The following is a 22,961-nucleotide window of genomic DNA, read 5'->3' as shown; positions in this document are numbered from 1 at the left end:
GAACACCGCCGGAGGGCTGGGGTACGGTTCAGCCATGGCTGAGATCGTGTACCCCCCGGTCATCGGGGCCGCGCGGACCCTGTTCCGCGCGCTGGACCTGAAGATCCGCGTTGAAGGCGCCGAGCGGATCCCGCGAACCGGCGGAGCGGTGCTGGTCAGCAACCACATCAGCTATCTCGACTTCATCTTCGCCGGCCTGGCCGCGCTGCCCGCCAAGCGCCTGGTCCGTTTCATGGCCAAGAAGGAGGTCTTCGACCACAAGATCTCCGGCCCGCTGATGCGCGGCATGCACCACATCCCGGTGGACCGCGCGGCGGGCGCCGCCGCGTTCGGCGCGGCGCTGAAGTCGCTCAAGTCCGGCGAGATCGTGGGGGTGTTCGCCGAGGCCACGATCAGCCAGTCCTTCACGGTCAAGGAGATCAAGAACGGCGCGGTCCGGATGGCCGTGGGCGCGAAGGTGCCGATGATCCCGGTCGCGCTGTGGGGCACCCAGCGGCTGTGGACCAAGGGGCACCCCAAGAAGCTGTTCCAGCGGCACGTGCCGATCACCATCCTCGTCGGCGAGCCGCTGCACGCCAAGCGGGGCGACGACTACGACGCCGTCACCGCCGACCTGCGCGGGCGCATGACCGCGCTGCTCGACCGGGCCCAGCGGACCTACCCGGAGATCCCCCCGGGCGTCTGGTGGCAGCCCCGCCACCTCGGCGGCACCGCCCCCACCCCGGAGGAGGCCGACAAGCTGGACGCGGCCGAGGCGGAGGCCAGGGCTGCCCGGCACAGGTCGTGACCACAGGTCGTGAGGGCCAGGGCGGCCTGCTGTGAGTCGTGAGCGTCAGGGTGGCCCGGCACAAGTCGTGAGCAGGTGAACCGCAAGTGGGACGGCCCATCCTGTCCTCATGAGTGACGCACTTGAGAACATCGTCGGCGCCTTCCAGCCCGGGCCCACCCCGGGCCCCGGCCGCACGCCGGGGCCGGTCGGCATGACGATCCTGCTCATCTGCTGGATCGGCCTGGGCCTGATGCCCTTCGTCTTCTCGGTGCGAGATCTCCAGCTCGCGACCGGAAGGATCGGCACCCCGGGCACCCTCACGGTCCTCTCGTGCGAGTCGCTGGGCGAGGGCCGCTACGACTGCAAGGGCAGGTTCGTGTCCGACCGCGGCGGTGAGGCGGTGATGGTGGACGCCTCGCCCGACTCCACCGCCGGAGACGTCAAGCGCGCCCAGCTCACGCCCCAGGGCGACCGCGCCGTCCCGACCGGCACCGCCGGTTTCGTGGCCGCCCTCACCATGCCCTTCCTCGGCGTGGGGGTCCTGGCCTTCCTGCCGTATGTGTTCCTGTACGTCTTCAGGGCGCGGCGGGGGCGCCGCGCCGCGGTGATCCTCGGGTCCGTCCTCACCACGGTCTCGCTCGCCGGGGTCGTCGCGGGCCTGGTCGCGGCCTCCTCCTGACGGCCCGGCCGCCCGGCGGCCGGCGGTCACAGCCGGTCGGCGAGCCGCTCCAGCAGGGGGAGCGCCCGGGCCAGCCGGCGCCGCTCCTCGGCGTCCATGGTGTCGCCGACCGCGCGTCCGATCTGCTCGGTGACGGCGTGGGTCCGGTCGCCGAGGGCGTGCCGCCCGGCCTCGGTGATCCGGGTGACGACCCTGCGCCCGTCGGCCGGGTCGGGGGCGCGGGAGACCAGGCCGCGCTGGGCGAGTGCCCCGAGGGCGGTGCCGATCGCCTGCGGGGTCACCTGCTCCGAGCTGGCGAGCGCCGCCGAGGTGGAGGGCCCCTGCCGCTCCAGCCGGGACAGCACGGTGAGTTCGGTGAAGGTGATGCCGCTGGCGTCGTCGACGGTGGCGTAGATCTGCCTGATCCGCCGGGCGAGGCGGCCGACGGCGATCCTGAGGTCGCGGGCGGTGTGGTCGTGGTCCGGGTGCGCGGGATCGGCGTGCGCCGGGTCCGGGTGCGCGGGGTCCGGGTGCGCGGGGTCCGTGTGGTCACGGCCCGTGGGATTGAGATCCGTCATAAAGCCAAGGTTAGCTTTATCAATTCAGATTTGCTATTTTCTCTCGCACCGACCCGAGAGGATCCCCGCCATGTGTTACGACGCCGACGCCACCCCGCCCGTCGCTCCCGTCGCCTCGCCCGTCACCTCCGGTCCGCTCACCCTGACCTCGGCCGACGGCACCCGCCTCGCGGCCTACCTGGCGGTTCCCGGGCGGCTCACGGGCCCCGGCGTCGTGGTGATCCCCGACAACCGGGGGCTGGCGCCGTTCTACGAGCGCCTCGCCGTACGGCTGGCCGAGCACGGTCACCCGGCGCTCGCCTACGACCACTTCGGCCGTACGGCGGGCGCCTCCACCGACGGCCGGGGCGAGGACTTCCCGACCATGGAGCACTTCGCCGGGCTCACCAGGACCGGCATGCAGGAGGACATGACCGCGGCGGTCGACCGGCTGCGTGAGTTCGGGGACACGCAGATGGCGCTGGGCTTCTGCATGGGCGGCCGGCTGGCCTTCTTCGCCGCCGAACCCCGCTTCGGCCTGGCCGGGGTGATCGGCTTCTACGGCCATCCGGGCATCGCCGGCCCCTACGGCCCGGGACCCGCCCAGCACGCGGGCGACCTGGCCGCCCCGGTCCTCGGCCTGTTCGGCGGCGCCGACGAGGGCATCCCGGCGAGCGAGGTGACGGCTTTCGGCGAGGCCCTGACCGCCCATGGCGTGGACCACGAGTTCGTCACCTATCCCGGCGCTCCGCACGGGTTCTTCGACGTCAGGAACGACGAGCACGCCGAGGCGTGCGCCGACGCCTGGCGGCGGGTCCTGGCCTTCCTCCGCCGCGAGGGCTGAGACCGCCGTCCGGGCGCGCGGGAGGCCGCACCGGACGGCGGCGGAGAGCCGGCGCGGACCAGCGGGAATCAGATGGGAATGGACCCTCTCCCTGTGTCAGGCTCTATACCTGGCGTGTCCCGGTAAGCACGGGATACGCGGCGTATCACGCAGACATGGAGGAAGCCCGTGTGGCAGCAGACCGAACCCGAGAAGGCCGGGTTCGCTCCCGACGTGGCCGAGCGGCTCGACGCTCTCATCCGGGAGGGGCGCGCACCGGGTCTGCACGGCGTCGTGGTCGCCCGCCACGGCGCTCTGGTCCTGGAGCGCTACGGCAGCGGCGCGGACTCCGCCTGGGGACGGCCGCTCGGCACGGTGGACTTCGGGCCGCAGACGCTGCACGACATCCGCTCGGTCACCAAGAGCGTCGTCGCGCTGCTGTACGGCGCCGCGCTCGCCGACGGACTGGTGCCCGAGCCTGACGAGCCGATCCTCCGGCACTTCCCCGAATACCCCGACCTGGCCGCCGATCCCCGGCGGGCCCGGCTGACCGTCGAGCACGCGCTGACGTTGACGCTCGGCCTGGAGTGGGACGAGAGCAAGCCGTACACCAGCCCGGAGAACAGCGAGATCGGGATGGAGCTGGCGGCGGACCGCTACCGGTACGTGCTGGAGCGCCCGATCGTCGGGGAGCCGGGGGCGCAGTGGCACTACAGCGGAGGCGCCGCGGCACTGGTCGGCGGGCTCATCGCCCGGGGCGCCGGACGCCCGCTGGAGGACTACGCGCGCACCGCGCTCTTCGAGCCGCTCGGCATCGAGTCCTTCGAGTGGACGGCGGGCGGCGACGGGGTGGTCTCGGCGGCCTCCGGACTGCGGCTGGCCCCGCGCGACCTCGCCGCGATCGGCCAGGCCGTACTGGAGCGCCAAGTGGTCCCGGCGGCCTGGGTCGAGGAGGTGCTGCGGCCGCGGGTGCCGACCTGGGACGGTTTCTCCTACGGCTACCTGTGGCACGTCGGTCCCGACGGGCGGGCCACGGCCACGGGCAACGGCGGTCAGCGGCTCTTCCTCGCCCCCGATCTCGGCCTCGTCGTGGCCGTCACCGCGGGCGGCTACAACAGGGACGACCAGGACACGGCGCCCAAGGCCGTCCTGGAAGAGGTGGTCCTGCCCGCGCTCAGGCCCTGACCGCCGTAGCGCGGGGCTCCGGCGTCCCCGCCCCTCCCCGGCCGGCGCCGCGCCGCCCGCACCGGATTTTCTGCGGGCGCCGATCGCCGGGATGAGCTGCTGGAAGGCGCCGGCGCGCGGGGACCGGCCGGCGGGCGGCCGCATGGACCGGGTGGGAGCGGGCAGGCTCCGAGGGCCCGCCGGAAGATCATCGCGGTGGAACCGCCGTGTCGTCATCCGTGACGGGGCGGGTGCGCGGTGATCTTGTATCGCCTCAGGCCGGCGGGCGTTCAACCGGAACACCGTAGACGGGAGGACATGGTGACACCGACCAACCATGACAGGCCGGACGGGCGGGAGCCGATCGGAGCGGGCGGGACACGCAGGAGCGTCCCGCGGCCGTTGATCGTCGCCACGACTGTGGCGTTGCTGGCGTCGGGTGGCCTCGGGGTGGCCACGGCGGCGTCGGCGACGCCCGCGCCGCCGCCGGCGGAGACGCCCACCGCGACGGCGACGGCCAGCCAGACGCCCACCGGGACGCCCACCGGGACGCCGACGGGAACGCCCACCGAGACACCGACCGCGACACCCACCGAGACGCCGACGGAGACCCCCGCTCCCACGCCCACCGCCACGGCGTCGCCCACCGCGCACCCCCTGGAGTTCATCGGCGCCGTGCACGGGGAGTTCCTGGCGGGGACGGAGGACCCGTGCGTGTTCGTCACGGTGTTCGCCCAGACGGGCGAGGCGACCACGGTGACCGAGGAGTCGATCACCGTACGGAGCCGCGACGGCTTCGAGCAGGCGTACACGGTCACCGACGACACCCGCGTCGTGGCGGGCAGGCGCGGCAACAGCGAGGTCAGGCAGGGTGACTGGGTGGCCCTGACCGCCACGCGCGAGGGAGAGGCGGCCACGGCCGCCTATGTCTACGACCTGTCACGGCCGAGCAGGAAGACCCGGCACGGCAACGGCTGGTGGTACCCCCGGCAGGGATGGCCCGGCACGGGCAAGTGGCGGCCCCCGGCGTCCTGCCCCACACCGCCGCAGACCCCGGTCCCGACCCCCACGGTGACCGACACCCCCACCGTGCCGCCGGTCCCCACCCCGACGGACCCGGTCCCCACCCCGACGGCTCCGGAGACGCCCGTCCCCACCCCGACGGCTCCGGAGACCCCGATCCCGACCCCGACCCCGACGGCCACCGCGACCCCGGCCCCCAACCCCTGAGCGTCCGCTCCTGACCGGACACCGGCGCGCCGGCCCGGGCACGGCCTCCCCGTGCCCGGGCCGGCTCGCTCGGCGTCACCCCCATGCGTGCCCGGGGCATCATGCTCGGCGTCACCCCCACACCGCCCGGGCCGTCGTGTCCGGTGTCACCCCCACACCGCCCGGGCCGTCGTGTCCGGTGTCACCCCCACACCGCCCGGGCCGTCGTGTCCGGTGTCACCCCCATGCGCGCCCGGCGGCGGACGGACGCCGCGCGGGCACCGAAGACCGCAGGGTCAGCGGAGCGCGGCCCGGCTCGGCGGGACGCCGCGGACCCGTTTGAACGCGGCGCTGAAGCCGAACGCGTCGGCGTAGCCGACCTCCCTGGCGGCGGCCGCCACCGTCACTCCCGGCCGCCGCAGCAGGTCGGCGGCCAGCTCCATCCGCCACTCGGTCAGGTAGGCCAGGGGCGGCCGGCCGACCAGGGCGGTGAACCGGCGGGCGAACGCCGCCCGCGACATGCCCACCGCCTCCGCCAGCGAGGCCACCGACCAGGAGGCGCCCGGCCGGTCGTGGACCAGCCGCAGGGCCCGGCCGATCTGCGGATCGGCCAGCGCCGCGTACCACGCCGGCGTCCCGGCCTCCGGACGGGCGAACCAGGCCCGCACCAGCAGCACCAGCAGCAGGTCGAGCAGCCGGTCCAGCGCCACCTGCGAGCCGGGCTCCGAGCCGGTGACCTCCGCGCTGATCAGGTCGAGCGCGGGCGCCGGCCGTACGTCGTCACCCGGGACGACCAGCAGCTCGGGCAGGGCCGACAGCAGTCGCGCCGACAGGTCGCCCGTCACCCGGTAGGCGCCCGTCACCAGCAGCGCCTCGCCGCCGGTGGCCCCGTAGGCGTCGGGGCCCGGCCCCACCACGTCGCCCTCGCCCTCCTCGCCGTACACGGTCACGGCCGGCGCCGTGGCGGGGGAGTCGGCGATCACGTACGGCCGGCCGCCCTTGGCCAGCGCGACATCGCCCGGCCGCAGCGGCCGGGCCCGGCCGTCGGCGTCCGTGACCCACGCCCGGCCGCGCACCATCGTCGCCACCGACAGCGGCGTCGACACGGCGAACTTGATCCCCCACGGAGGAGAGGCGATCGACTGGCAGAACGCCGCCCCCCGCGCCCGCACACCGGTGAGCAGGTCCCCGATCACGTCCATGGACGGACTCCTATGCGATGCACGTCATGCCCAGGGAAGCGTCTCACATCGGGGTGGCCGACTGGAGCACATGACGATCTCCATACCGGGCGGGACCGGTAGGACCGGACGCCGTGTCGCCACCCGCCCGCGCCCCCTCGGCCACGACGTCCTCAGGGCCGGCGAGAGTGGGGGACCACCATCGGGGTGGACGTCCGGGGATCGGGCACGATGTCGCACGCCAGCCGGAAGACGTCCTCGACCAGCCGCGGGGTCAGCACCTCCGACGGCGCCCCTTCGGCGAACACCCGCCCCTCGTTCATCACGATCAGGTGGGAGGCGAAGCGGGCGGCCTGGTTGAGGTCGTGCAGGACGGCGACGACGGTCTTGCCGTCCTCGTGCAGCTCGCGGCAGAGCTCCAGCAGCTCGTACTGGTGGGAGATGTCGAGGAAGGTGGTCGGCTCGTCGAGCAGCAGGAGGTCCGTCTGCTGCGCGAGCACCATGGCGATCCACGCGCGCTGGCGCTGACCGCCGGACAGCTCGCTCGCCCGCGCCTCGGAGAGCTCGTGCATGCCCGTCCGTTCGAGGGCGGAGCCGATCGCGGTGTCGTCGTCGGGCGACCACTGACGGAGCAGCGTGTGGTGCGGGTAGCGGCCACGCCGTACCAGGCCGCCCACGGTGATGCCGTCGGGCGCGATCGGGTTCTGCGGCAGCAGGGCCACGTGGCGGGCGGCCTCCTTCCCCCGGTAGGACCAGATGTCCCGGCCGTGGAGCAGGACGCGTCCGCGTCCGGGTCTCAGGGTGCGGGCGAGTGCCTTGAGCAGGGTCGACTTGCCGCACCCGTTCGGTCCGATGATCATGGTGAACCCGCCGTGCGGGATGTCGAGGCTGACGTCGCGCACGACAGGGGCGCCGCCGTAGGAGATCGTCACCTCCCGTGCGCCCAGTCCGGTCTCGCGTGGCACTGCCCGGCTGCTCATAGGCTTCCTTTTCTCCATTCGCGGGTCAGCAGGTATCCCAGGTAGAGCCCGCCGACGGCCAGCGTGTAGATGCCGACGGGCAGGTTGCCCGGGATCGGCGACTGCTGCGCGGCGAGGTCGGCGAGCACCAGCAGCAGCGCGCCGACCAGTGTGGACAGCGTCAGATGCGGGCCCGGCCCGCGGGTGAGCCGTCTGGCGATCTGCGGGGCGGTCAGGGCGACGAACGCGATGGGCCCGGCGACGGCGACGGCGCCGGCGGACAGGACGATCGACAGCGTGACGGCGACGGCCCGGGTCCGCTCCGGTTCGGCGCCGAGCCCGGCGGCGAGCCCGTCGCCCAGCTCGGAGATGTCGAGACGCCGTGCGATGAGCGCGACGAGCGGCGCCACGGCCAGGAGGATCACCCAGACCGTGGCGGCGTGCTCCCACGAGCGTGCCGCCAGGCTGCCGTTGACGTAGGCGGTGAGAACGGTGGCCTTGTCCCGCTCCACGGCGTAGACGACGTACTGGATGAACGCCGTGGAGATCGAGTGGACGCCGATGCCCGCGACGACGAGGCGGCCGGGGTTACGGAATCCGGTCCCGGTCGACACATACACCAGCGCCATGGCGATCACGGCGCCGGCCAGGGCGCCGGCGGGCGCCGGCAGCACGCCGGGCAGCAGCAGCACGGCGACCGCGGCGCCCGCCCCGGCGCCGGCGCTCAGCCCGATCACGTCCGGACTGCCGAGCGGATTGCGGGTGACCGTCTGGAACAGCGCTCCCGACAGGCCGAGCGCGGCTCCGGTGCCGACGGCCACGCTCAGGCGCGGGCCGCGCAGCCGCTCCAGCACGAACGCCTGTTTCCCCTCGGCGCCCCCGGTGAGAGCGCCCACCAGGTCGACGAGGGGGATGCCGAGCCGTCCGAGCGTCAGCGTGGCGACGGCGGCGGCGACGATGAGCGACACGGTGACGATCCCGGCGATGACGGGGACGCGCGCGGCGGGGATCGCCACCGCGCGCCCGATCGTGACGTAGCCGCGTGGGGGCGCGGGGCGGGTCCGTGTCATGCGGTGCCCCTCATCCTGCGCACGGCCAGCAGCAGCGCCGGCGCCCCGACGAGCGCGGTCACCACGCCGACCATCAGTTCCTGCGGGCGCAGGACCACGCGGCCCGCGACGTCCGCCAGCAGCAGCAGGGCGGGGCCGACGACGGCCGAGAACGCGATCTGCACGCGGATGTCGACGCCGACGAGCGCCCTGACGATGTGCGGGACGGCCAGGCCGACGAAGGCGATGGGACCGACCGCCGCGGTCGCCGCCGTGCTCAGCAGCGTCGCCGCCAGGAGCCCGCCGGAACGCGTCAGCGCGGGGTTGGCGCCGAGCGCCGAGGCGGACTCGTCGCCGAGCGCGAGCGTGTTGAGAGCCGGCCCCAGCAGTACGGCGAGCAGCAGGCCGAGGGCGGCCGGCGGCAGGACCGACACCAGGACCTCGAAGTCCCGTCCGCCCAGCGCGCCGACCACCCAGTAGCGGTAGCCGTCGAAGACCTGCGGCTTGCTCAGCGCCACCGCCTGGACGTAGGCCGTCAGGATCGCCGAGACGACCGCGCCGGCCAGGACGAGCCGCGCCGGCCCGGCGCCGGAGCCCGCCGAACCGATGACATGGACCAGGAGTCCCGCCAGGAGCGCCCCCGGCAGGGCCCACCACACGGCGGCCGACTGGCCGGACGCGCCGAGGAAGGCCAGGGCGGTGACGATGGCGGCGGACGCGCCCCCGGTGATGCCGAGGAGCCCGGGGTCGGCGAGGGGATTGCGGGTGACGCCCTGCATGAGCGTCCCCGCGACGGCCAGGCCGAGGCCGGCGAGCAGGCCGAGCGCGGTCCGCGGGTAGCGGCTCTCGACGACCGCGGCGGTGTTGGGGTCCGCGGTGCCGGCCAGGACGTCCAGGACGTCCGGGAGCGAGGTGGGATGACTGCCGAACGCGACGCTCGCGAGCATGGCGAGCGCGAGTACGGCGAGTCCGATGACCAGGGAACACGCCAGCCGGGCGGCGCCGGCGCGCGGGGCGCCGGCGCCGCCCGGCAGGGCACGGGTGGCGGTGCTCATCGAGGAGCCGGGGATCTCAGCGGTCGACGGTGGCGACGGCCTTGTCGATCAGCGGCAGGTAGCGGTCGATCACCCACGGCACGGTGAGCGGGTTGATGATCGACGACGCGGTGACGAACGGGGTGTCGTCGCTGGAGACGACGCCGCCGCGCTTGACCGCGGGGATCGCCGCGTACAGCTTCTGCGCCTCGATCTCCTTGCGGGTCTTCTCATCGGTGTAGAAGGTGAAGACCAGGTCGCTGCCGGCGAGCTTCTGCGCGTTCTCCAGGCCGATGAGGGCGGAGTCGGTGCCCTCGGTCTCCTTGAAGGAGTTCACGACGGGGTCGACGGTGAGCCCGAGCGAGGAGACCATCTCGACCCGCTGCTCCTCGGGCTTGAACACGCCGAGGGTGCCGGGGCCGGTGGTGTAGATGTAGGAGAAGGTGACGTCCTTGTACTGGGGCCGGGTCGCGGCCGCGTCGGCGAGCTGCTTCCTGACCTTCGAGATCAGCGGCTGGGCCTCGGCGGGCCTGCCCAGCGCCCTGGAGATGATCTCGATCTGCTGGTCCCAGTTCGTGCTCCACGGCAGGTCCGGGTAGGCCACGGTCGGCGCGATGCCCGACAGGACGGAGTACTGCTCCTTCGTGATGCCGGACCAGGGCGCCAGGATCACGTCCGGGTCGAGTTCGACGATCGTGTCGAAGTCGATGTCCTCGCCGCCGGCGAACTGCTTCGGCAGCGTGCCGCCGGCCTTGGTCACCGCCTCGTGGATCCACGGCAGGTAGCCGGTCTTGTCGCTGCCCCAGGCGTAGCTCTCGATCCCCACCGGCGTGAAGCCGAGCGCGATCGCGGTCTCGGCCGACCCCTGTCCGAGGGTGACGACGCGCTGGGGCTGCTGGGTGATCTTCGCCTGGCCCAGCGCGCTGTCGATCGTGACCGGGAACGCGGAGCCGCCGGTCTCCGCCGGCGCCGCGGCGGCGGGCTTCTCCTCGGCCGCGGAGCAACCGCCGAGGGCGAGGGCGGCCGCGGCGACGACTGCTGAGAGGGAGAGCGCATGGCGGCGCGCACGGGCGAACCTGAACGGCATCGGTGAATCCTTGTGCTTCATGGGCCGCGCGGCCACGCCCGGCCGCCGCGGGGGACGGCTGGATCGGGGGATCGGGCCGAGGCGGGAGGCCGCGCGGGTCGCAGCCCGAGCTTTCGAAGTTAGGTAAGACTAACCTATCTAATCTCCGCTCCTCAATCCGCCCCGATGTCGCGGGCCCGGCCCGGCCGTCCCCCGGGACCGCGGGGGAGGTCACCCGGAGGGGAGACCGAGCTGGGAGTGCAACTCCGACTGATCGAAGTAGAGGCGCAGGCTCACGATGAGCCCGTTCTCGACCACGCAGACATAGCAGCAGCGCAGCGACACCGAGCGGCCCGTCGCCGCGATCTCCCGGCCGTCGGGCAACACGTACGGTCCCTTGTGGGTGCCGACCATCAGCAGCTCGTCGATCGCCGCGTCGCCGACGTCGAACGACTCCATGACCACTGCGCGGACGTCCGGAAATGCCTCCCAGAACTGTTCCAGGTACGAGGCGAGCTCTTCGCGCCCCTGGGACAGGCCCTCCGGGCTGACGGTCACCCCGGTCGGGCTGACGGTGCGCAGCAGCGCGTCCAGGTCGTGATCGTTGAACGCGGCGGTGTATCCGTCGCGCACCTGCCGGGCGTCGGTCATGGCGTCGCCCTCCTCCCCGCGAGTGGATGCCCGCGACGCGGCTGCTCCCTCAGGCCGGCCGCCTCTCGAAGGAGGCCCGCTGCGCCGATCAGCACGACGGCTGATGCGAACACCTCACGGAACCCGCTAATCCCGAGCATATGACCAGGGTGGTCCGGTCGGCATCAGCGCGTCCGCCGGCCGCCGGCGGCGTTTTCAGTGTTCGGCGGGGTAGATGCCGGTTGTACGGACGCTCCGCTCGCCCTCCCGCGGCAGGCAGGTGCTCGCCGTCCGTAACGCGGTGCTCACCGCCGTCCTGCGGCGGCCGTGGCCGGTGGTCGCGCGCACGGCGTCTGCCGCCGCGCGCTGGCCCCACGGGGCGGCGGGGGCTGTGGGAGGCCGTCCCCAGGCTGCCCGCGGCGCTGGCGGGCCGCCGCAGGCTGCCGCCGCCGGTCGAGGCGGCCCGCAGGTCGCTGGATGTGCCCGGCGGCGGGCACGGCTCCGCGGGCCGGGCCGCCGCCGAGACGGTGAACGAGTGACCTTCCTCGGCCGCGGAAACCCGCCCCGGAAAGCGTGAAGACACAGGGCCGGCGCGCCGTGCCGGGGACGCCGGGCCCGTCACATGCGCAGCCGGCGTTGGGCGGTGCCGTGCCATTCGGTCAGCACGACGGTGGCGTCGTCCTGGAGCCGGCCGTCGTGGTAGTCGAGCACGCTGTGATTGAGACGGCGCAGGGTCTCGGGGACCGGCAGGCCGTCGGCGGTGCGGCGGATGATGAAGTCGACGAAGCGCTCCAGGCCGAACTCCTGCCCGGAGGCGTTGCGGGCCTCGGTGATGCCGTCGGTGTAGAGCAGCAGCCGGTCACCGGGCTCCAGCTGCTGGCGGCACAAGGTGACCGGGATGCCCAGGTCCAGGCCCAGGGGGTGGGCGGGCCGGCAGGCCAGCATGGTGATCCACCGGCCGCCCCGGATCACCACCGGCGGATGGTGGCCGCGGTTGACCCAGCTCAGCACTCCGGTGGAGGTGTCCAGGTCGGCCAGGATCGCGGTGACGAACCGGGTCGCCCGGCCGAACTCGGAGATCAGGACGGCCTCGATCATCTCGCTGTTCTCGGCCAGGCCGGCTCCCCGGCGCCGGTTGTTGCGGCAGGCGGCCACGGCCAGGCTCGCGGTCAGCCCGGCCGAGACGTCGTGGCCCATCGCGTCGAAGATCCCCAGATGCACGACGTCGCCGGCGATGGCGTAGTCGAAGGCGTCCCCACCGACCTCGTACGCCGGCTCCAGGGCCGCGCTGATCACCACCTCGGCGTTGGCGAAGGTCAGCGGCGGCATCAGGTTCCACTGCATCTCCGCGGCCACGTGCATCGGCCGGGTGCGCACCAGTCGGGCGTAGGAGTCGCTGTAGGGGCGTTTGCTGACCACCAGCAGCGCCACCAGCGAGGCCAGGGCCCGCATCGCCTCCCGGGTCGCCTCGTCGGCGTCGGAGGCGCTGACGCGCAGCACCCCGAGGCGCTCGGTGCCGTCCAGCAGCGGCACCCACCAGTGACCGGCCTCGCCGCCGGCGCCGGACCGGGCAAGCACCTCCATCTGCTGGAAAGCCCGTCCGGCCAGCGTCCCGTCGATCTGCAGCTCGTCGATCCGCCCGGCTGTCTCCTGGCCGCTCTCCCCACCCTGCCCGCCGGCGTCCTCACCACAGCCGGTCAGCAGACGCAGCACGTTCTGCTGCAGGTCGGCCAGGTAGATCAGCACCTCGTCCAGGCCGGCGTGGGCGGCGTGCTCGGCGACCAGGGACGGCAGCCGCTCCAGCGCGATCAGATGGCTGGCGTCCAGCAGTCCGCTCAGCATCCGTACCGTGCCACGTTGGGTGTTCACGACATCACCTCCGCCTGCACACGACCACCTGCGTCCGCCGACGGCCCCCGTACAAAGACGATTGTTCACCCCGGGTAAGTCTGGAACGCAGATCGCAAAACGACCGGAGGCGGCGCTTTACCGGCCCATGGGCCTCTGATCCCGCTCCGTGGCGATGGCCCGGCACTCCCGCCTCAAGAGGTCAGGCACTACGGCCGGCTCCTGCTCCACATTCCCACCCGTACCCGTACTCCGGGAGAGGCGTGCAGGATCGGATCGTGGTCCGGGGCCGTGAGCCCTCCCGCCTGGAGGAGCTCCTGGTCGAGGTGTGTCAGCCGGGCGCGGCGCAGCGGCCACGGCCGGTGCTCGACCTCGGCGTGGGCCAGTCCGCCGCCGATGACGGTGAACAGCCGGTAGCGTTCGGTGAGGAAGTCCGTCAGCTCGTCCCGTTCGGAGCCGGCCAGCGGCGCGCCCCACTCCACGCCGGCGTCGCACCGGGCACCGGCGGAGCCCCCGGGCCGGCGCCGCCGGCAGCGGTAGACGCGCCGTCCGCCCTCGACGCGCACTGACATGTCGGACCAGTGGTAGGGCAGCCGGTAGCCGGCCCGGGCGCCGACGACGGGCAGGAGGCGCCCGGCGTCCAGCGACAGGAACCACAGGCCGCTCCGCCCCCACGCGTCCTTCACGTACGTGCGCACGTTCGTCTCGGGAAACGTGGACAGCCACGGCAGCACCGGTGCTCCGGGCACTCGCACGTTCTCCATGAGGAAGGGCGTCAGGCCGACCCAGGCCGAGCCGTCGAACTCCTCCACCGTGAGCCCGTCGGGGAGCAACGGCTGGACCAGGGCGGAAGGGTAGCGCCAGTGAACGAAGGTCATCTGAGACCACTGGTGGTACATCACCGGCCGGATGCCCCGCGGGGACCGTGTCGCTCGCATCCCACGCCCCTACCCCGGGGAGAACGGTCCAGTGCGGTGCCCGGCGGGTTCACCACCCGGCGGCCGGCCCGCGCGCCCGACGTGGATCGGGGACGCGGGCCGTACCGCCCCGGAGAGGGGTCTGTCAGCTCTCCTTGCCCATGGCCTTGCGGATCACGTCGCGGGCCCGGTCCATGATCGCGACCGGCGTGCCGACCAGCAGGTTCATGGTCGCCGACTCGACACCCGGGTGCGGGTGGGTCGGCGCCAACGCCTCGGCGACCTTCACCGCGGCCGCCATCGCACGGCGCTCGGCCTCGGTGGTCTGCGCGCGCAGTTGGGCGAACTCGTAGCGCTCCTCGGCACGCGCGTGGGCCGTCACCGCCGCGCGCAGCGCGGTGAGATCGGCCAGGAACCGCGGGTCGTCCGCCCCCGCCCTGTCCATGCGGGCGAGGAGCCGCTTGGCCTCGTTCTCCTCGGCCAGCCGGTCCTCGACGACGGCGTCACCGCCGTCGATCTTATGGCGGGCGTAGGGGTGGACGATCTCCTCCTCGGCCGTCTCATGTACGGCCAGCAGCCGCACCAGCCGCTGGAACGGCTCCGCGCGCTCGCCCGCGGGCGCGTTCTCGACCTCGTCGAAAAGGTCCCGGATAAGTGCGTGCTGTCGCAGCAACAGGTCCACGACGTCGTTCTCGCCCATCAACTCAGGGGCGGTCCGGCGATCACTCATGGGGTTTTCCCTTCATGCGAGTCGCCCTACCCCGACCGGTCCCGCCTATCTGTCCGTGCGTCCCATCGTTCAGGTGAATCCGTCTTTACCCGTGGCCCGCAGAGGCCGCTTCCCGGTGGTCGGGGTCCGCCGCCGGCCTACCGCCCGGCCATCTCGACGAGGGCCTGGTCAAGTGGGGCCGGTCCGAAGCCTAAGGTCCGCTCGGTCAGGGATGAGTCCAGGACGAAGGGGCGCCGGTAGAGGTACTGCTTCTCGGAACCTCCGCCATGATCGGGTCGCTGAGGGCCAGGTGGTGGATCTCCTCCAGGGTCCAGGGGCAGGCTCGCCAGCTTCGGCTCCGGCGCCCCGGTCAGGGAGGCCAGGCGGGCCCCGAGCTCCCGTACGGTGATCACTGTGGACGGAACGTGCCAGGCTCTGCCCCACGAGTGGTCGTCTGCGCCGCCGAGCCGGGGGTCGTCACCGGCGCCTACAGCTTGGACGTGGTGGTCCGCCACGGCCTGGACGCGGTGGCCGGAGCGGACACCGTGATGGTCACCGGCTCGGGGGAGCGGCACGGCGGTCGCCGACGCGGTGGCCCGGCAGAGCGGCCTGGGCAGCGCCGACTCGCTGCGCCAGCACCTGCTGAGGCGCCTCGGCGTCAGCCCCGGCGCCTACCGCGCCAGCTTCACCCGCCGAGAGGCCGGCCGTGCGCTCCCGGGTGGACGTGCGGCCCGTTGACGTCGCGGACGGTTGGGACGCCGGGTCCGTTCACCAGGGTATGCCGGGCCTGTTCGCCGGGTATGGGGTCCGGACGGTACACGGTCCGGAGTCCCTGGCGAGAACAGCGCCGTGAGCTCTGGACAGGCTGGGACGGCAGGGCGAGGATCCGGGCGGACGCGGCGTCGTTGATGTCGGTGCGGGGTGACAGCGCAAGACCCGGCGATCGGAGGATTCATGGGACCCGGAGAGCTGCGGGCGCTGCAGGCGCCGCTGAAGGACAAGTATCGGGAGGATCCCGGATCCGCCGTGGTGACACTCCACGCCGAAGGCCGCCTGGAGGAGCAGGGCATCGCGTGCAAGGTCTCGACGGGACAGGCGATCACGGCCGCCGGACTGCATCCGGCGACCGGCGGCGACGGCACCCTCGCCTGCTCGGGCGACATGCTGCTCGAAGCCCTGGTGGCCTGCGCCGGAGTGACGCTGAGGGCGGTGGCCACCGCCCTGGACTATCCGGTCCGCGGGGGCTCCGTCCGGGCCGAGGGCGATCTGGACTTCCGTGGCACGCTCGGCGTCAGCAAGGACGCCCCGGTGGGTTTCGCGGGGATACGGCTCAGTTTCGAGCTCGAGGGCGACCTCACCCAGGAGCAGCGGACGCGGCTGATCGAGCTGACCGAACGGTACTGCGTCGTCGCGCAGTCCCTGCGCCTGCCCGTCCCGTGCGTCATGACCCTGGCCTGAGCCGTCCACGGCCCGGGAGCACCGGTGACGGACAAGACCCTCCGTCCCTTCCGCCTCAGTGGTCTCCCTGACCGGCCGGGCGCGATCCCGTATCGTCTCCCGCTTCCCGGCTCCCGTCCGGGCATCGCGAGATCAAGGATCCGTCAGGTCTGCGGAGGCTCCCGTATGGGACCCGTACCCATCCGCCGGTGAAAGGGGGGCGAGGGCGGCCGTGCGGCCGTACCCGCGCCAACCCCGTCCGCGACCCCTCTCAGGCAGGGCGGGCGACCCCTCTCGGGCCCGCAGGGCAACGGGAAAGGCGCCCGAAGCGTGGCAGGGCCGCGCTCTGGTCTAGTCTCACAGGCGTGACGGTCAGGAACTCGCACTGCTCCTTCTGTGGTGAGGCGTTCGCCTCCGGCCAGGCTTGGCCGCGGACCTGCTCCGCCTGCCGGAACACCGTCTACCTCAACCCGCTGCCGGTCGCGGTGATGGTGCTGCCGGTGGACGACAGCCTGCTCGTGGTCCGCCGTGACATCGAACCGCACCGTGGCGGGCTCGCCCTGCCCGGCGGCTTCATCGACATGGGCGAGTCCTGGCAGCAGGCGTCCGTCCGAGAGCTCCGGGAGGAGACGGGTGTCGTCGTCGACGCGGACGACGTCCGGCTGTTCGACGTGCTCAGCGCTCCCGACGGCACCGTGCTGATCTTCGCCGTGGGGCCGCGGATCGGCTCGGCAGCCCTCCCACCGGTCGCGCCCACGGCCGAGACGACGGAGTGGTTGCTGATCGACGGGCCGCGGGAGCTGGCGTTCCCGCTGCACACCCGGATCGTGGCGGAATACTTCAGCCCCCGGTGACCCGGCGCGGCCCCAGCCAGCAGACGGCCCAGGCCGCCGCAGTTCACGATGGGGTGCGGCCACCCGTTCCCGAGCCGGACATGCCGCTGCCAGACGACAGCTGCGAGGTCTGCCTGGCCACGATTGACCGGCTCGCCGGCGAAAGCCTCAAATAGGGATCTACAGCGTAAAGGCGGCTTTGCCGTACGGCTTGCGACATCATGCACAGATCGATTTTTGACCCGATTGGAAGCACTGACGGTCAAGGCCAGGAGTGCGAGCCGCGCTCCGCGCCACGGCTCGCTACGTTCTGGACCATGATCGGCAACTCCTGATCGTCCTGCGTGCCGGAAGGGTGGATCGAGCTCGCCGACAGGCTTGACCGTCGGCGACTCTCTCGGGTGGTAGACATGCGGCCGCCCCGCCCCGTTCAACTGGATTACATTTATTTCAGATGACCGGGGTGGACGTCACCCATGCGCTGGAGCGGATCAGAATCGTGATCGGCTCGCGTACTGCTTGTACGACCTACATGCGTTCATCGTAGATCGTCGCGCCATGAATCGTCGCATCGTAGCAGCACTGCTCCAGTGGCTTCCTGAGCCAGTCGCCCCCCGGCGGCAAGGATGTCAGCTGCCTGGCGCCGGACGGTAGTGGGCAGCCAAGAGACGCGTCGTTCGGCGACGAGCGGATCGACCCGTTTCGGAGCGGGCCCTCGGACGTCTTGTTGGATAAGAAGCCGGTAGAGGCCGGCGGCGGGACGGACTGGCGGGAGTTCCGAAGCTGTGGCGGACACGTTGGCCCGCTGCGGGATGGTCAGCCCATCATCGTCAAGATCGCCGTAGTAGGCGATGTCCGTCACACCGGCCAGTTTCCCAATGCGGGCAACGGACGCCTCGAAGGCGTGGCCGCCGCCGAACGCCACGTAACCAACCTGCCCGCAGTTGCTGGCCAGCAGTGAGCCGATGGTTTCGAAGGTGTCGCTGTTCTCGATCACCAGGACGATGCCGCCGTCGCCGACGCGTTCATAGGCCAGGGGCGGTGGGATCCGCTCGGCGAACAGGGTAGCCAGGGTAAGGCGGCCGGGCGCGAACAAGGTGGTGGCTGTAAGCGCATCGAGGCGCTTCTCATCACCGAAGATCTCCAGGGAGCGCTCGCGCATGGGTACGACAGTCCGCCGGTCGTCGTCCCCGTCGGTGTCGCGCAGCCACCGATTGATCGTCTTGAGGGCCTCGATCTGCGTAGTGGTCAGTTGGTCTGTCCCTGCCCAGGAAAGCTCGCGACGCCAAACGACAGGCGCTGTCGCGCGCATGGGGTGAGCCTTCGGCGGCGGCAGCGGCAGACGGAGCCAGCGTGGTAGCGGTGGCTGTGCGTCGTCCCATCCGTCACGACCGCGCGGTAGCTCCACCAGGTGATGGTCGGCGAGTTCATCGAGAAGTACGGACAGAACGGGGCGGCCTTGCGTAGTCCCGGCTGTACCTGGGCATGCCTGAACGAAAGCCGCGAGGATCGCGGCCTGCTCGGCGCGGCGTTCCGTCATCGAGTTCAGGAACGCTGACAGCGAAGCCGCCGATTCCGACAGCGGTTGCCGCTCGGCCTCCTCGTCACCGCGGCCGTCGCTCACCGGTCGTCGGCCATCTCGTCGTAGCTCCCCTGCCGTACCTTTCCGCCGGCATCGGGCGTGGCATCGGGCTCGCGCGGTTTCACCAATAACCGCGCGGCAGAGATTCGGCCGGTGACATCGTCCTCGTCCGGCAGTGTCTGGCCGACGACACGATCGGTGACGTGCAGATACCGCATCCCGGTGCGCTGATCGGCGTCGTTTCGCAGCCGGATGCACAGTGGGAACGTAGCCAGGACCCGGTCTTCCATGTTCCCGGTGGTGTAGATCAACTGGACACCGAGCGCGGCGGCCATGTTCATCTGCAAGCTCAGCAGGTAGTCGGCACTGGCCTTGCCGATCGGGTTGTCCAGGATCAGCATCCCGCCCAAGCGGCTGCTGCTGCGGGTTCCGGTTCGGGTGCTATTGCGCAGTGCGGCCAGTGTGCAATACAGCATGATCGCGCCAGTGAGCTCCTGGCCGCCGGAGAAAATCTTGCCCATCTCACTGATCGACGCGTATTCGGCGCGGCCTGTGGAGTCAGGCTTGAGGATCTCCACCTTGAATTCACGCGGTACCGCAGCCCCGACACATCGCAGCACCAGATCCCGCCCGGGCAGGTTCGGCTGGGTGCGGGCGTTCTCGTCCAGGGTCTCGGTGATCCGCACTGCTAGGACCTGCGGTTCCGGCTTGGCGAAGCCAATCTTCAGGACCCTGCGTCCGGCCCACACCTCGGCGCCCTCGGGAAGCCGGGAAAGCCGCTCGGCCTTCTCCAGCAGGGCTAGCGCCTCGCCGGTGTGGTGCTTAAGCTGGTCGATCAGCAGTTTCCGGTGGCGCTCAGAACTCTCCAGGTCGGTGGTTAGGCTCGCGGCTCGCCCTGTCAGCTGGACCGCCCACTGGTCGGCGCGCTCGACCAGCGATGCTTTATCGATCTCGGTAAGCTGCTTGTAGATCGGCGCCTTGAGCCTGCCGAACCGGGTCTGGTTGGCGGTTTCGCGGAAGGCGATGACAGCATCGTCCACGGCCTGGCTCGCTTCGCGCAGCTGGTCGGACGCCCTACCGTGTGCCTCAATCGCGTCATCGGCAGCCTGCTGCGCTTCCTCGGCGGTTCTCGCGAACGGTCCGCAGCCGGACGGAAGCTTCAGCTTGCGGACTGCGGAGGCAAGGCCGCGGTGGACGGCCATCATCTCGCGGGCCGCAGCTTCGGCATTGCGAAGCTTGCGCTCGGCGGCTTGTTCTGACTCAGAAGCTGCCTTAAGCAGGGCCTCAGCGTCGGTTAGCGCGGCAACTGCCTGCTCGATGAGCAGCACGCCTTTAGCAGGGTTCGATGGCGTCTGGTCCGCGTTCAGGTTGGTCCATGGCATCCCGTTTCGCTGGCTTGCTGAAGAGACTTCCGCTTGCAGTTGGCCGATCTGCTTGGTCAGCCTGTCATGTTCGGCCTCCACTGTCTCGACGGCCCGGCTAAGCCGCCGCTTCGTGGCATCGAGGGATTCGGAGCTGCCAGCGTCTGAGGAGCTTGCCAGCGTTCGAGCCTGGGCCACGACGTCAGCTGGTTCGCCGAGTAGTTCCGCATCGAGATCTGAAGCTTCCTTCTGTGCTTCGTCAACGCGCCGCCGTAGGTCCTCGCCGACTTCTACGGCCCGAAAGCCGTCTACGGCTTCTTGATAGGCGATCTCCAACGCGGCCAGGTCAGCTTCATCCGCGCCGGGGTTGAGCGGCTGATTCCCATAGACGACTTTCTTGAGCCGATCGGTGTACGAGGCGGCGTCACGGTGGAGCGACTCAGCTTGCACCGCGTACTCGGTGACTCGGTTGCGCAGCCGCTCGGCTTCTTCACGGAACTCTTGGGCTGCCGCACGATGCCTTTCGGCTTCCGCTTCGAGTTTGTCGATTTCGAGCCGATTCTTGTCGGTCTCGACGACATCTATAGCGAGCCGCTCGAAGGACTCAGCGATGCGGACATCGTCGGCGGCGGTCTCCTCGGCATCCGTGACCACAACGGAATGCTCGTCGAGGGCGTCAACGGCCTGCGTGTGCGCATCGCGGGCGGCATCGAGTATGGACTTGGCCTCGGCCGCGGCAGCCAACGCTCCTTCTGCCGTAGATCGCAGCCGCCCGGCGTCGTCCGCCGGGTGGTCCTGAAGCCAATTGTCGAGCTGGTAGCCCAGATGGAAGGCCGCTGTCCGGCGTTCGGTGAGTTCGCGGAGGGCATGACTGCGGCCTTCGATCCGCGCCTCGGCCTGTTCCCGCAGCTTGGCGGCGGCTTTCGGATCATGCAAGGCGGGTGTCGGCTCCACGACGAATCCAATTCCCGATTTCTCAGGTCCCCCCTCCAGCGCCTCGGGGGTGGCGACGAGCACCGCCGCCGGCGGCAGCAGGCGCGCCTCGGCCAGTACCGCCCGCGCCTTCTCCAAGGTGGCCTGGTCGGCCACCACGATGCCGTCGACCAGCGCGGGGTGGGTCTGGATGGCCTCGGCGTGCAGCCGGGGGTTCACCAGCTGTTCCAGCGCCCGCCAGCCTGCGGTCGCGATGACCCCGTAGTCTGCCAACAGCCCCAGCAGGTCCTCGACCGCCTGGCGCGGCGGCATGAGCGCTTCGTCTTCGATGGTGAGCGCCTCGATCAGCCGCTGATCCGCTCGGTTTTCGGCTGTCAGCGCGTCCAGCCTGTCCTCGGCCGATCCCTGCGCCGCGGCGGCCAGGTCACGCAGCGCGGGCGCGTTCGCCTCCAGCCACAGGGAGGGGTCGCCGTCAGGGACTTCCTCGTCGCCGTCGAGTTCGGCGAGTTCGCGCAACAGTGTCCCTGCGGTGAGCCTCCGTGCGGCGGTTTCCATGTCCTCGACCGCCCGTATCGCGGCCTCGGCTGCCTGTCGGGTCTTCACCTCGGGTTCGATCGACTGGTTCGCGGCCTCGTCGAGTCGGCGGGCCTTCAGCTTGAGTTGTTTGTTGATCTCACGTTCCTGTGTCGCTTTTGCCGTGCTTTTCTCGGCCTGGCTACGCAGCCGGGCGTTGGCTTCGGGGACGGATTCGCCTTCCTGAAGGATGCCTTGTTCCCGCATCGCCTCGACGCGGAAGTCCATGTCTTTGACCTGTTTGGCCAGCAGCTCGGCACGGACGGTGTTCGAGGTTGCTTGTCGTTCGTCCTCCCCGGCGCGGCGTTCGGCCTCGACCGCATCCGACTTGTCCTTCGCGCCTTTATGGGTGAGATTGTCCCCCCGTGTGGTGCAACGTTGCACAGCACTCTGAAGGGCGCTGGCGAACCGAGCCCCGGCCTGATCGCGACGTAGCCGGGCAGCTCCCGCGGCCTGTTCGGCGGCATCCAACAGCTCACTGGCGACCCGGTACCTCTCATGCGCGGCGGCGGTTTTCAGTACCTTGGGAACGAGCGTCCATGCAGCGAGTTCCGTGCGCCAGCCGGTGAGCCGCTGCCCAGCCTCCTTGGCTCTGGTGCGCGCTTCGTTGCAGCGGAGGAGCAGAGTTCTGCGGCGTATTTCCTTGTGGGTCAGGTCGGCCTCATTGCGTATCCGTTGTCGTCCTACAGCGTTACTTTTCGCGGTTGTCAGGTCCTCGCGGTACGTGCACAGCACCTCCTCCGAACACTGAACTGACTCCCGCACCTCAGCGGCGAATTGCGCCAAGGCTGCTGCGGCTGTCTGGGCGGCCTTGGTCGCCGCAACCTGCCCGGTGTGCCGGGATGCGAGGTCCTGAGCGGCTGCCGCCGTAGCAATGGAGAAGTCGCGGTCCAGTAGCAGCTGCTCGCGTCGCCCAATATTCTTGGCGTAGGCGCTGAAGGCGTTGCCCAGTTCGGTGAAGCTCTCGGTGTCCAGGGCCTTGCTCAGCAGCCACTCAACGAACTGCCGACCGGTGGCGATCTTGAATGCCTCGGCCGCGTCGCCCTCGTCGACGTTCATCGCTTGCTGCACCGCGAACAGGTCCGGCTCCAAGCCGAGCCGGCGCAGGTGGTTCTCCCACTCGCCCTGCCGTTTCTCGATCTCCACGTGCAGCGACTTGTCGGCGGCGTCCAGCCGTTTGAGCGCGTCGTGGAAAGCGTTCATTGGCAGCCGCCGTCGGCCCTCGGCGAACGGCAGCGTGGCCAGGGTCGTGACGCCGTTGGGAGTAAGGGAGTAGAACAGCCGCTCGACCTTGCCGTCTGCGGACGGTGACAGTACCTGGCCGGTCACCAGCGTCTCACCGGTGCGAACATTCACCCATTCCATGGCCACATGGGATGGGGCTGCCGCGGACACGACATATGCCCGCAACGCTTCGCGGCCTTTGCGGGACTGCCGATCAGGAAGCACCGTGGACAGCAGCATCCGAATGAACACGGACTTTCCGCCGCCATTCTCCAGCACCAGCAGCGTCGCCAGAGCCGGACGCCGGAACAGCTGGCCAGGTGAGGGCATCAGGGTGTTGGCCGGGATACGTGGGCCTCCGCCGGACAGGTCCAGCAGGACGTCGTCATAGCGGGCCCCGATCGGGCCGATGTTGTATAAGCGGACGCGGTTCAGCTCGTACATC

Annotated in this window: 19 protein-coding genes; 7 read left to right on the top strand and 12 right to left on the bottom strand. The window is 71.1% G+C overall.

What is annotated here, in order from left to right; translation table 11 throughout:
* Positions 1-34: 34 nt before the first annotated feature.
* Both ACZ6R6_RS06080 and ACZ6R6_RS06075 read left to right on the top strand, forming a co-directional pair.
* Positions 35-787: a lysophospholipid acyltransferase family protein gene (locus tag ACZ6R6_RS06080; RefSeq protein ID WP_470090585.1), complete on the top strand. Its 753-nt coding sequence runs from the start codon at positions 35-37 to the stop codon at positions 785-787.
* 109 nt (positions 788-896) lie between these two features.
* A complete protein-coding gene (locus ACZ6R6_RS06075) occupies positions 897-1,448 on the top strand; it encodes a hypothetical protein (protein WP_470090584.1) in 552 nt (183 codons plus the stop codon).
* A gap of 26 nt (positions 1,449-1,474) precedes the next feature.
* Here ACZ6R6_RS06075 and ACZ6R6_RS06070 read toward each other — a convergent pair whose 3' ends face one another.
* The gene (locus ACZ6R6_RS06070; RefSeq protein WP_470090582.1) at positions 1,475-2,005 is read right to left on the bottom strand and encodes a MarR family winged helix-turn-helix transcriptional regulator; all 531 of its coding nucleotides are present in this window, start codon (positions 2,003-2,005) and stop codon (positions 1,475-1,477) included.
* A gap of 70 nt (positions 2,006-2,075) precedes the next feature.
* On the opposite strand from ACZ6R6_RS06070, the gene ACZ6R6_RS06065 reads away from it, so the two are divergent.
* The 3 genes from ACZ6R6_RS06065 (at position 2,076) to ACZ6R6_RS06055 (ending at position 5,201) form a co-directional block, all read left to right on the top strand.
* Positions 2,076-2,828 (top strand): dienelactone hydrolase family protein, encoded by a 753-nt coding sequence (locus ACZ6R6_RS06065; protein ID WP_470090580.1) that lies wholly within the window; start codon positions 2,076-2,078, stop codon positions 2,826-2,828.
* A 168-nt stretch (positions 2,829-2,996) separates the two neighbouring features.
* The gene (locus ACZ6R6_RS06060) at positions 2,997-3,992 is read left to right on the top strand and encodes a serine hydrolase domain-containing protein (protein WP_470090579.1); all 996 of its coding nucleotides are present in this window, start codon (positions 2,997-2,999) and stop codon (positions 3,990-3,992) included.
* A gap of 297 nt (positions 3,993-4,289) precedes the next feature.
* The gene (locus ACZ6R6_RS06055; RefSeq protein WP_470090577.1) at positions 4,290-5,201 is read left to right on the top strand and encodes a hypothetical protein; all 912 of its coding nucleotides are present in this window, start codon (positions 4,290-4,292) and stop codon (positions 5,199-5,201) included.
* Between the two features lie 275 nt (positions 5,202-5,476).
* On the opposite strand, the gene ACZ6R6_RS06050 is transcribed toward ACZ6R6_RS06055, so the two are convergent.
* The 9 genes from ACZ6R6_RS06050 to ACZ6R6_RS06010 form a co-directional block, all read right to left on the bottom strand.
* A complete protein-coding gene (locus ACZ6R6_RS06050) occupies positions 5,477-6,382 on the bottom strand; it encodes an AraC family transcriptional regulator (protein WP_470090575.1) in 906 nt (301 codons plus the stop codon).
* A gap of 152 nt (positions 6,383-6,534) precedes the next feature.
* Positions 6,535-7,341 (bottom strand): ABC transporter ATP-binding protein, encoded by an 807-nt coding sequence (locus ACZ6R6_RS06045; protein ID WP_470090574.1) that lies wholly within the window; start codon positions 7,339-7,341, stop codon positions 6,535-6,537.
* Positions 7,338-8,390: a FecCD family ABC transporter permease gene (locus ACZ6R6_RS06040; protein ID WP_470090573.1), complete on the bottom strand. Its 1,053-nt coding sequence runs from the start codon at positions 8,388-8,390 to the stop codon at positions 7,338-7,340. The genes ACZ6R6_RS06045 and ACZ6R6_RS06040 overlap by 4 nt, the downstream gene beginning before the upstream one ends.
* Positions 8,387-9,424, bottom strand: coding sequence for a FecCD family ABC transporter permease (locus ACZ6R6_RS06035; RefSeq protein ID WP_470090571.1), 1,038 nt, complete (start codon positions 9,422-9,424; stop codon positions 8,387-8,389). Before ACZ6R6_RS06035 ends, ACZ6R6_RS06040 begins: the two co-directional genes overlap by 4 nt.
* A gap of 16 nt (positions 9,425-9,440) precedes the next feature.
* Positions 9,441-10,490 (bottom strand): iron-siderophore ABC transporter substrate-binding protein, encoded by a 1,050-nt coding sequence (locus tag ACZ6R6_RS06030; RefSeq protein ID WP_470090570.1) that lies wholly within the window; start codon positions 10,488-10,490, stop codon positions 9,441-9,443.
* Positions 10,491-10,700: 210 nt separating this feature from the next.
* On the bottom strand, positions 10,701-11,120 hold the full coding sequence (locus tag ACZ6R6_RS06025) for an ester cyclase (protein WP_470090568.1): 420 nt from the start codon (positions 11,118-11,120) through the stop codon (positions 10,701-10,703).
* Positions 11,121-11,717: 597 nt separating this feature from the next.
* Positions 11,718-12,968, bottom strand: a complete 1,251-nt coding sequence (locus tag ACZ6R6_RS06020) for a PP2C family protein-serine/threonine phosphatase (protein ID WP_470090566.1) — start codon at positions 12,966-12,968, stop codon at positions 11,718-11,720.
* Between the two features lie 188 nt (positions 12,969-13,156).
* Positions 13,157-13,825 carry a YqjF family protein gene (locus ACZ6R6_RS06015; protein WP_470090565.1) on the bottom strand — a complete coding sequence of 223 codons (669 nt, stop codon included), beginning with the start codon at positions 13,823-13,825 and terminating at the stop codon, positions 13,157-13,159.
* Between the two features lie 184 nt (positions 13,826-14,009).
* Entirely contained in the window at positions 14,010-14,594 is a 585-nt protein-coding gene (locus ACZ6R6_RS06010; RefSeq protein WP_470090563.1) for a hemerythrin domain-containing protein, read from the bottom strand.
* Positions 14,595-15,527: 933 nt separating this feature from the next.
* On the opposite strand from ACZ6R6_RS06010, the gene ACZ6R6_RS06005 reads away from it, so the two are divergent.
* Complete coding sequence (locus tag ACZ6R6_RS06005; protein ID WP_470090562.1) at positions 15,528-16,031, top strand: OsmC family protein; 504 nt, start codon at positions 15,528-15,530, stop codon at positions 16,029-16,031.
* Positions 16,032-16,375: 344 nt separating this feature from the next.
* A complete protein-coding gene (locus ACZ6R6_RS06000; protein WP_470090560.1) occupies positions 16,376-16,864 on the top strand; it encodes an NUDIX domain-containing protein in 489 nt (162 codons plus the stop codon).
* A gap of 517 nt (positions 16,865-17,381) precedes the next feature.
* On the opposite strand, the gene ACZ6R6_RS05995 is transcribed toward ACZ6R6_RS06000, so the two are convergent.
* Positions 17,382-18,467 carry a Wadjet anti-phage system protein JetD domain-containing protein gene (locus ACZ6R6_RS05995; RefSeq protein WP_470090558.1) on the bottom strand — a complete coding sequence of 362 codons (1,086 nt, stop codon included), beginning with the start codon at positions 18,465-18,467 and terminating at the stop codon, positions 17,382-17,384.
* Positions 18,464-22,960, bottom strand: a complete 4,497-nt coding sequence (locus ACZ6R6_RS05990) for a coiled-coil domain-containing protein (RefSeq protein WP_470090556.1) — start codon at positions 22,958-22,960, stop codon at positions 18,464-18,466. Before ACZ6R6_RS05990 ends, ACZ6R6_RS05995 begins: the two co-directional genes overlap by 4 nt.
* Position 22,961: the final 1 nt, after the last annotated feature.

Source organism: Streptosporangium sp. NPDC048886, from assembly GCF_055586905.1.
The sequence above is the reverse complement of the archived record's forward strand: the minus strand, read 5'-3'. Positions and strand labels throughout refer to the sequence as shown.

Coding starts and splice junctions, on each gene's coding strand:
- ACZ6R6_RS06065 (WP_470090580.1), top strand. CDS start 2,076: ATGTGTTACGACGCCGACGCCACCCCGCCCGTCGCTCCCGTCGCCTCG.
- ACZ6R6_RS06040 (WP_470090573.1), bottom strand. CDS start 8,390: ATGACACGGACCCGCCCCGCGCCCCCACGCGGCTACGTCACGATCGGG.
- ACZ6R6_RS06030 (WP_470090570.1), bottom strand. CDS start 10,490: ATGCCGTTCAGGTTCGCCCGTGCGCGCCGCCATGCGCTCTCCCTCTCA.
- ACZ6R6_RS06055 (WP_470090577.1), top strand. CDS start 4,290: ATGGTGACACCGACCAACCATGACAGGCCGGACGGGCGGGAGCCGATC.
- ACZ6R6_RS06010 (WP_470090563.1), bottom strand. CDS start 14,594: ATGAGTGATCGCCGGACCGCCCCTGAGTTGATGGGCGAGAACGACGTC.
- ACZ6R6_RS06015 (WP_470090565.1), bottom strand. CDS start 13,825: ATGACCTTCGTTCACTGGCGCTACCCTTCCGCCCTGGTCCAGCCGTTG.
- ACZ6R6_RS06070 (WP_470090582.1), bottom strand. CDS start 2,005: ATGACGGATCTCAATCCCACGGGCCGTGACCACACGGACCCCGCGCAC.
- ACZ6R6_RS06075 (WP_470090584.1), top strand. CDS start 897: ATGAGTGACGCACTTGAGAACATCGTCGGCGCCTTCCAGCCCGGGCCC.
- ACZ6R6_RS06050 (WP_470090575.1), bottom strand. CDS start 6,382: ATGGACGTGATCGGGGACCTGCTCACCGGTGTGCGGGCGCGGGGGGCG.
- ACZ6R6_RS06045 (WP_470090574.1), bottom strand. CDS start 7,341: ATGAGCAGCCGGGCAGTGCCACGCGAGACCGGACTGGGCGCACGGGAG.
- ACZ6R6_RS06005 (WP_470090562.1), top strand. CDS start 15,528: ATGGGACCCGGAGAGCTGCGGGCGCTGCAGGCGCCGCTGAAGGACAAG.
- ACZ6R6_RS06025 (WP_470090568.1), bottom strand. CDS start 11,120: ATGACCGACGCCCGGCAGGTGCGCGACGGATACACCGCCGCGTTCAAC.
- ACZ6R6_RS06035 (WP_470090571.1), bottom strand. CDS start 9,424: ATGAGCACCGCCACCCGTGCCCTGCCGGGCGGCGCCGGCGCCCCGCGC.
- ACZ6R6_RS06080 (WP_470090585.1), top strand. CDS start 35: ATGGCTGAGATCGTGTACCCCCCGGTCATCGGGGCCGCGCGGACCCTG.
- ACZ6R6_RS05990 (WP_470090556.1), bottom strand. CDS start 22,960: ATGTACGAGCTGAACCGCGTCCGCTTATACAACATCGGCCCGATCGGG.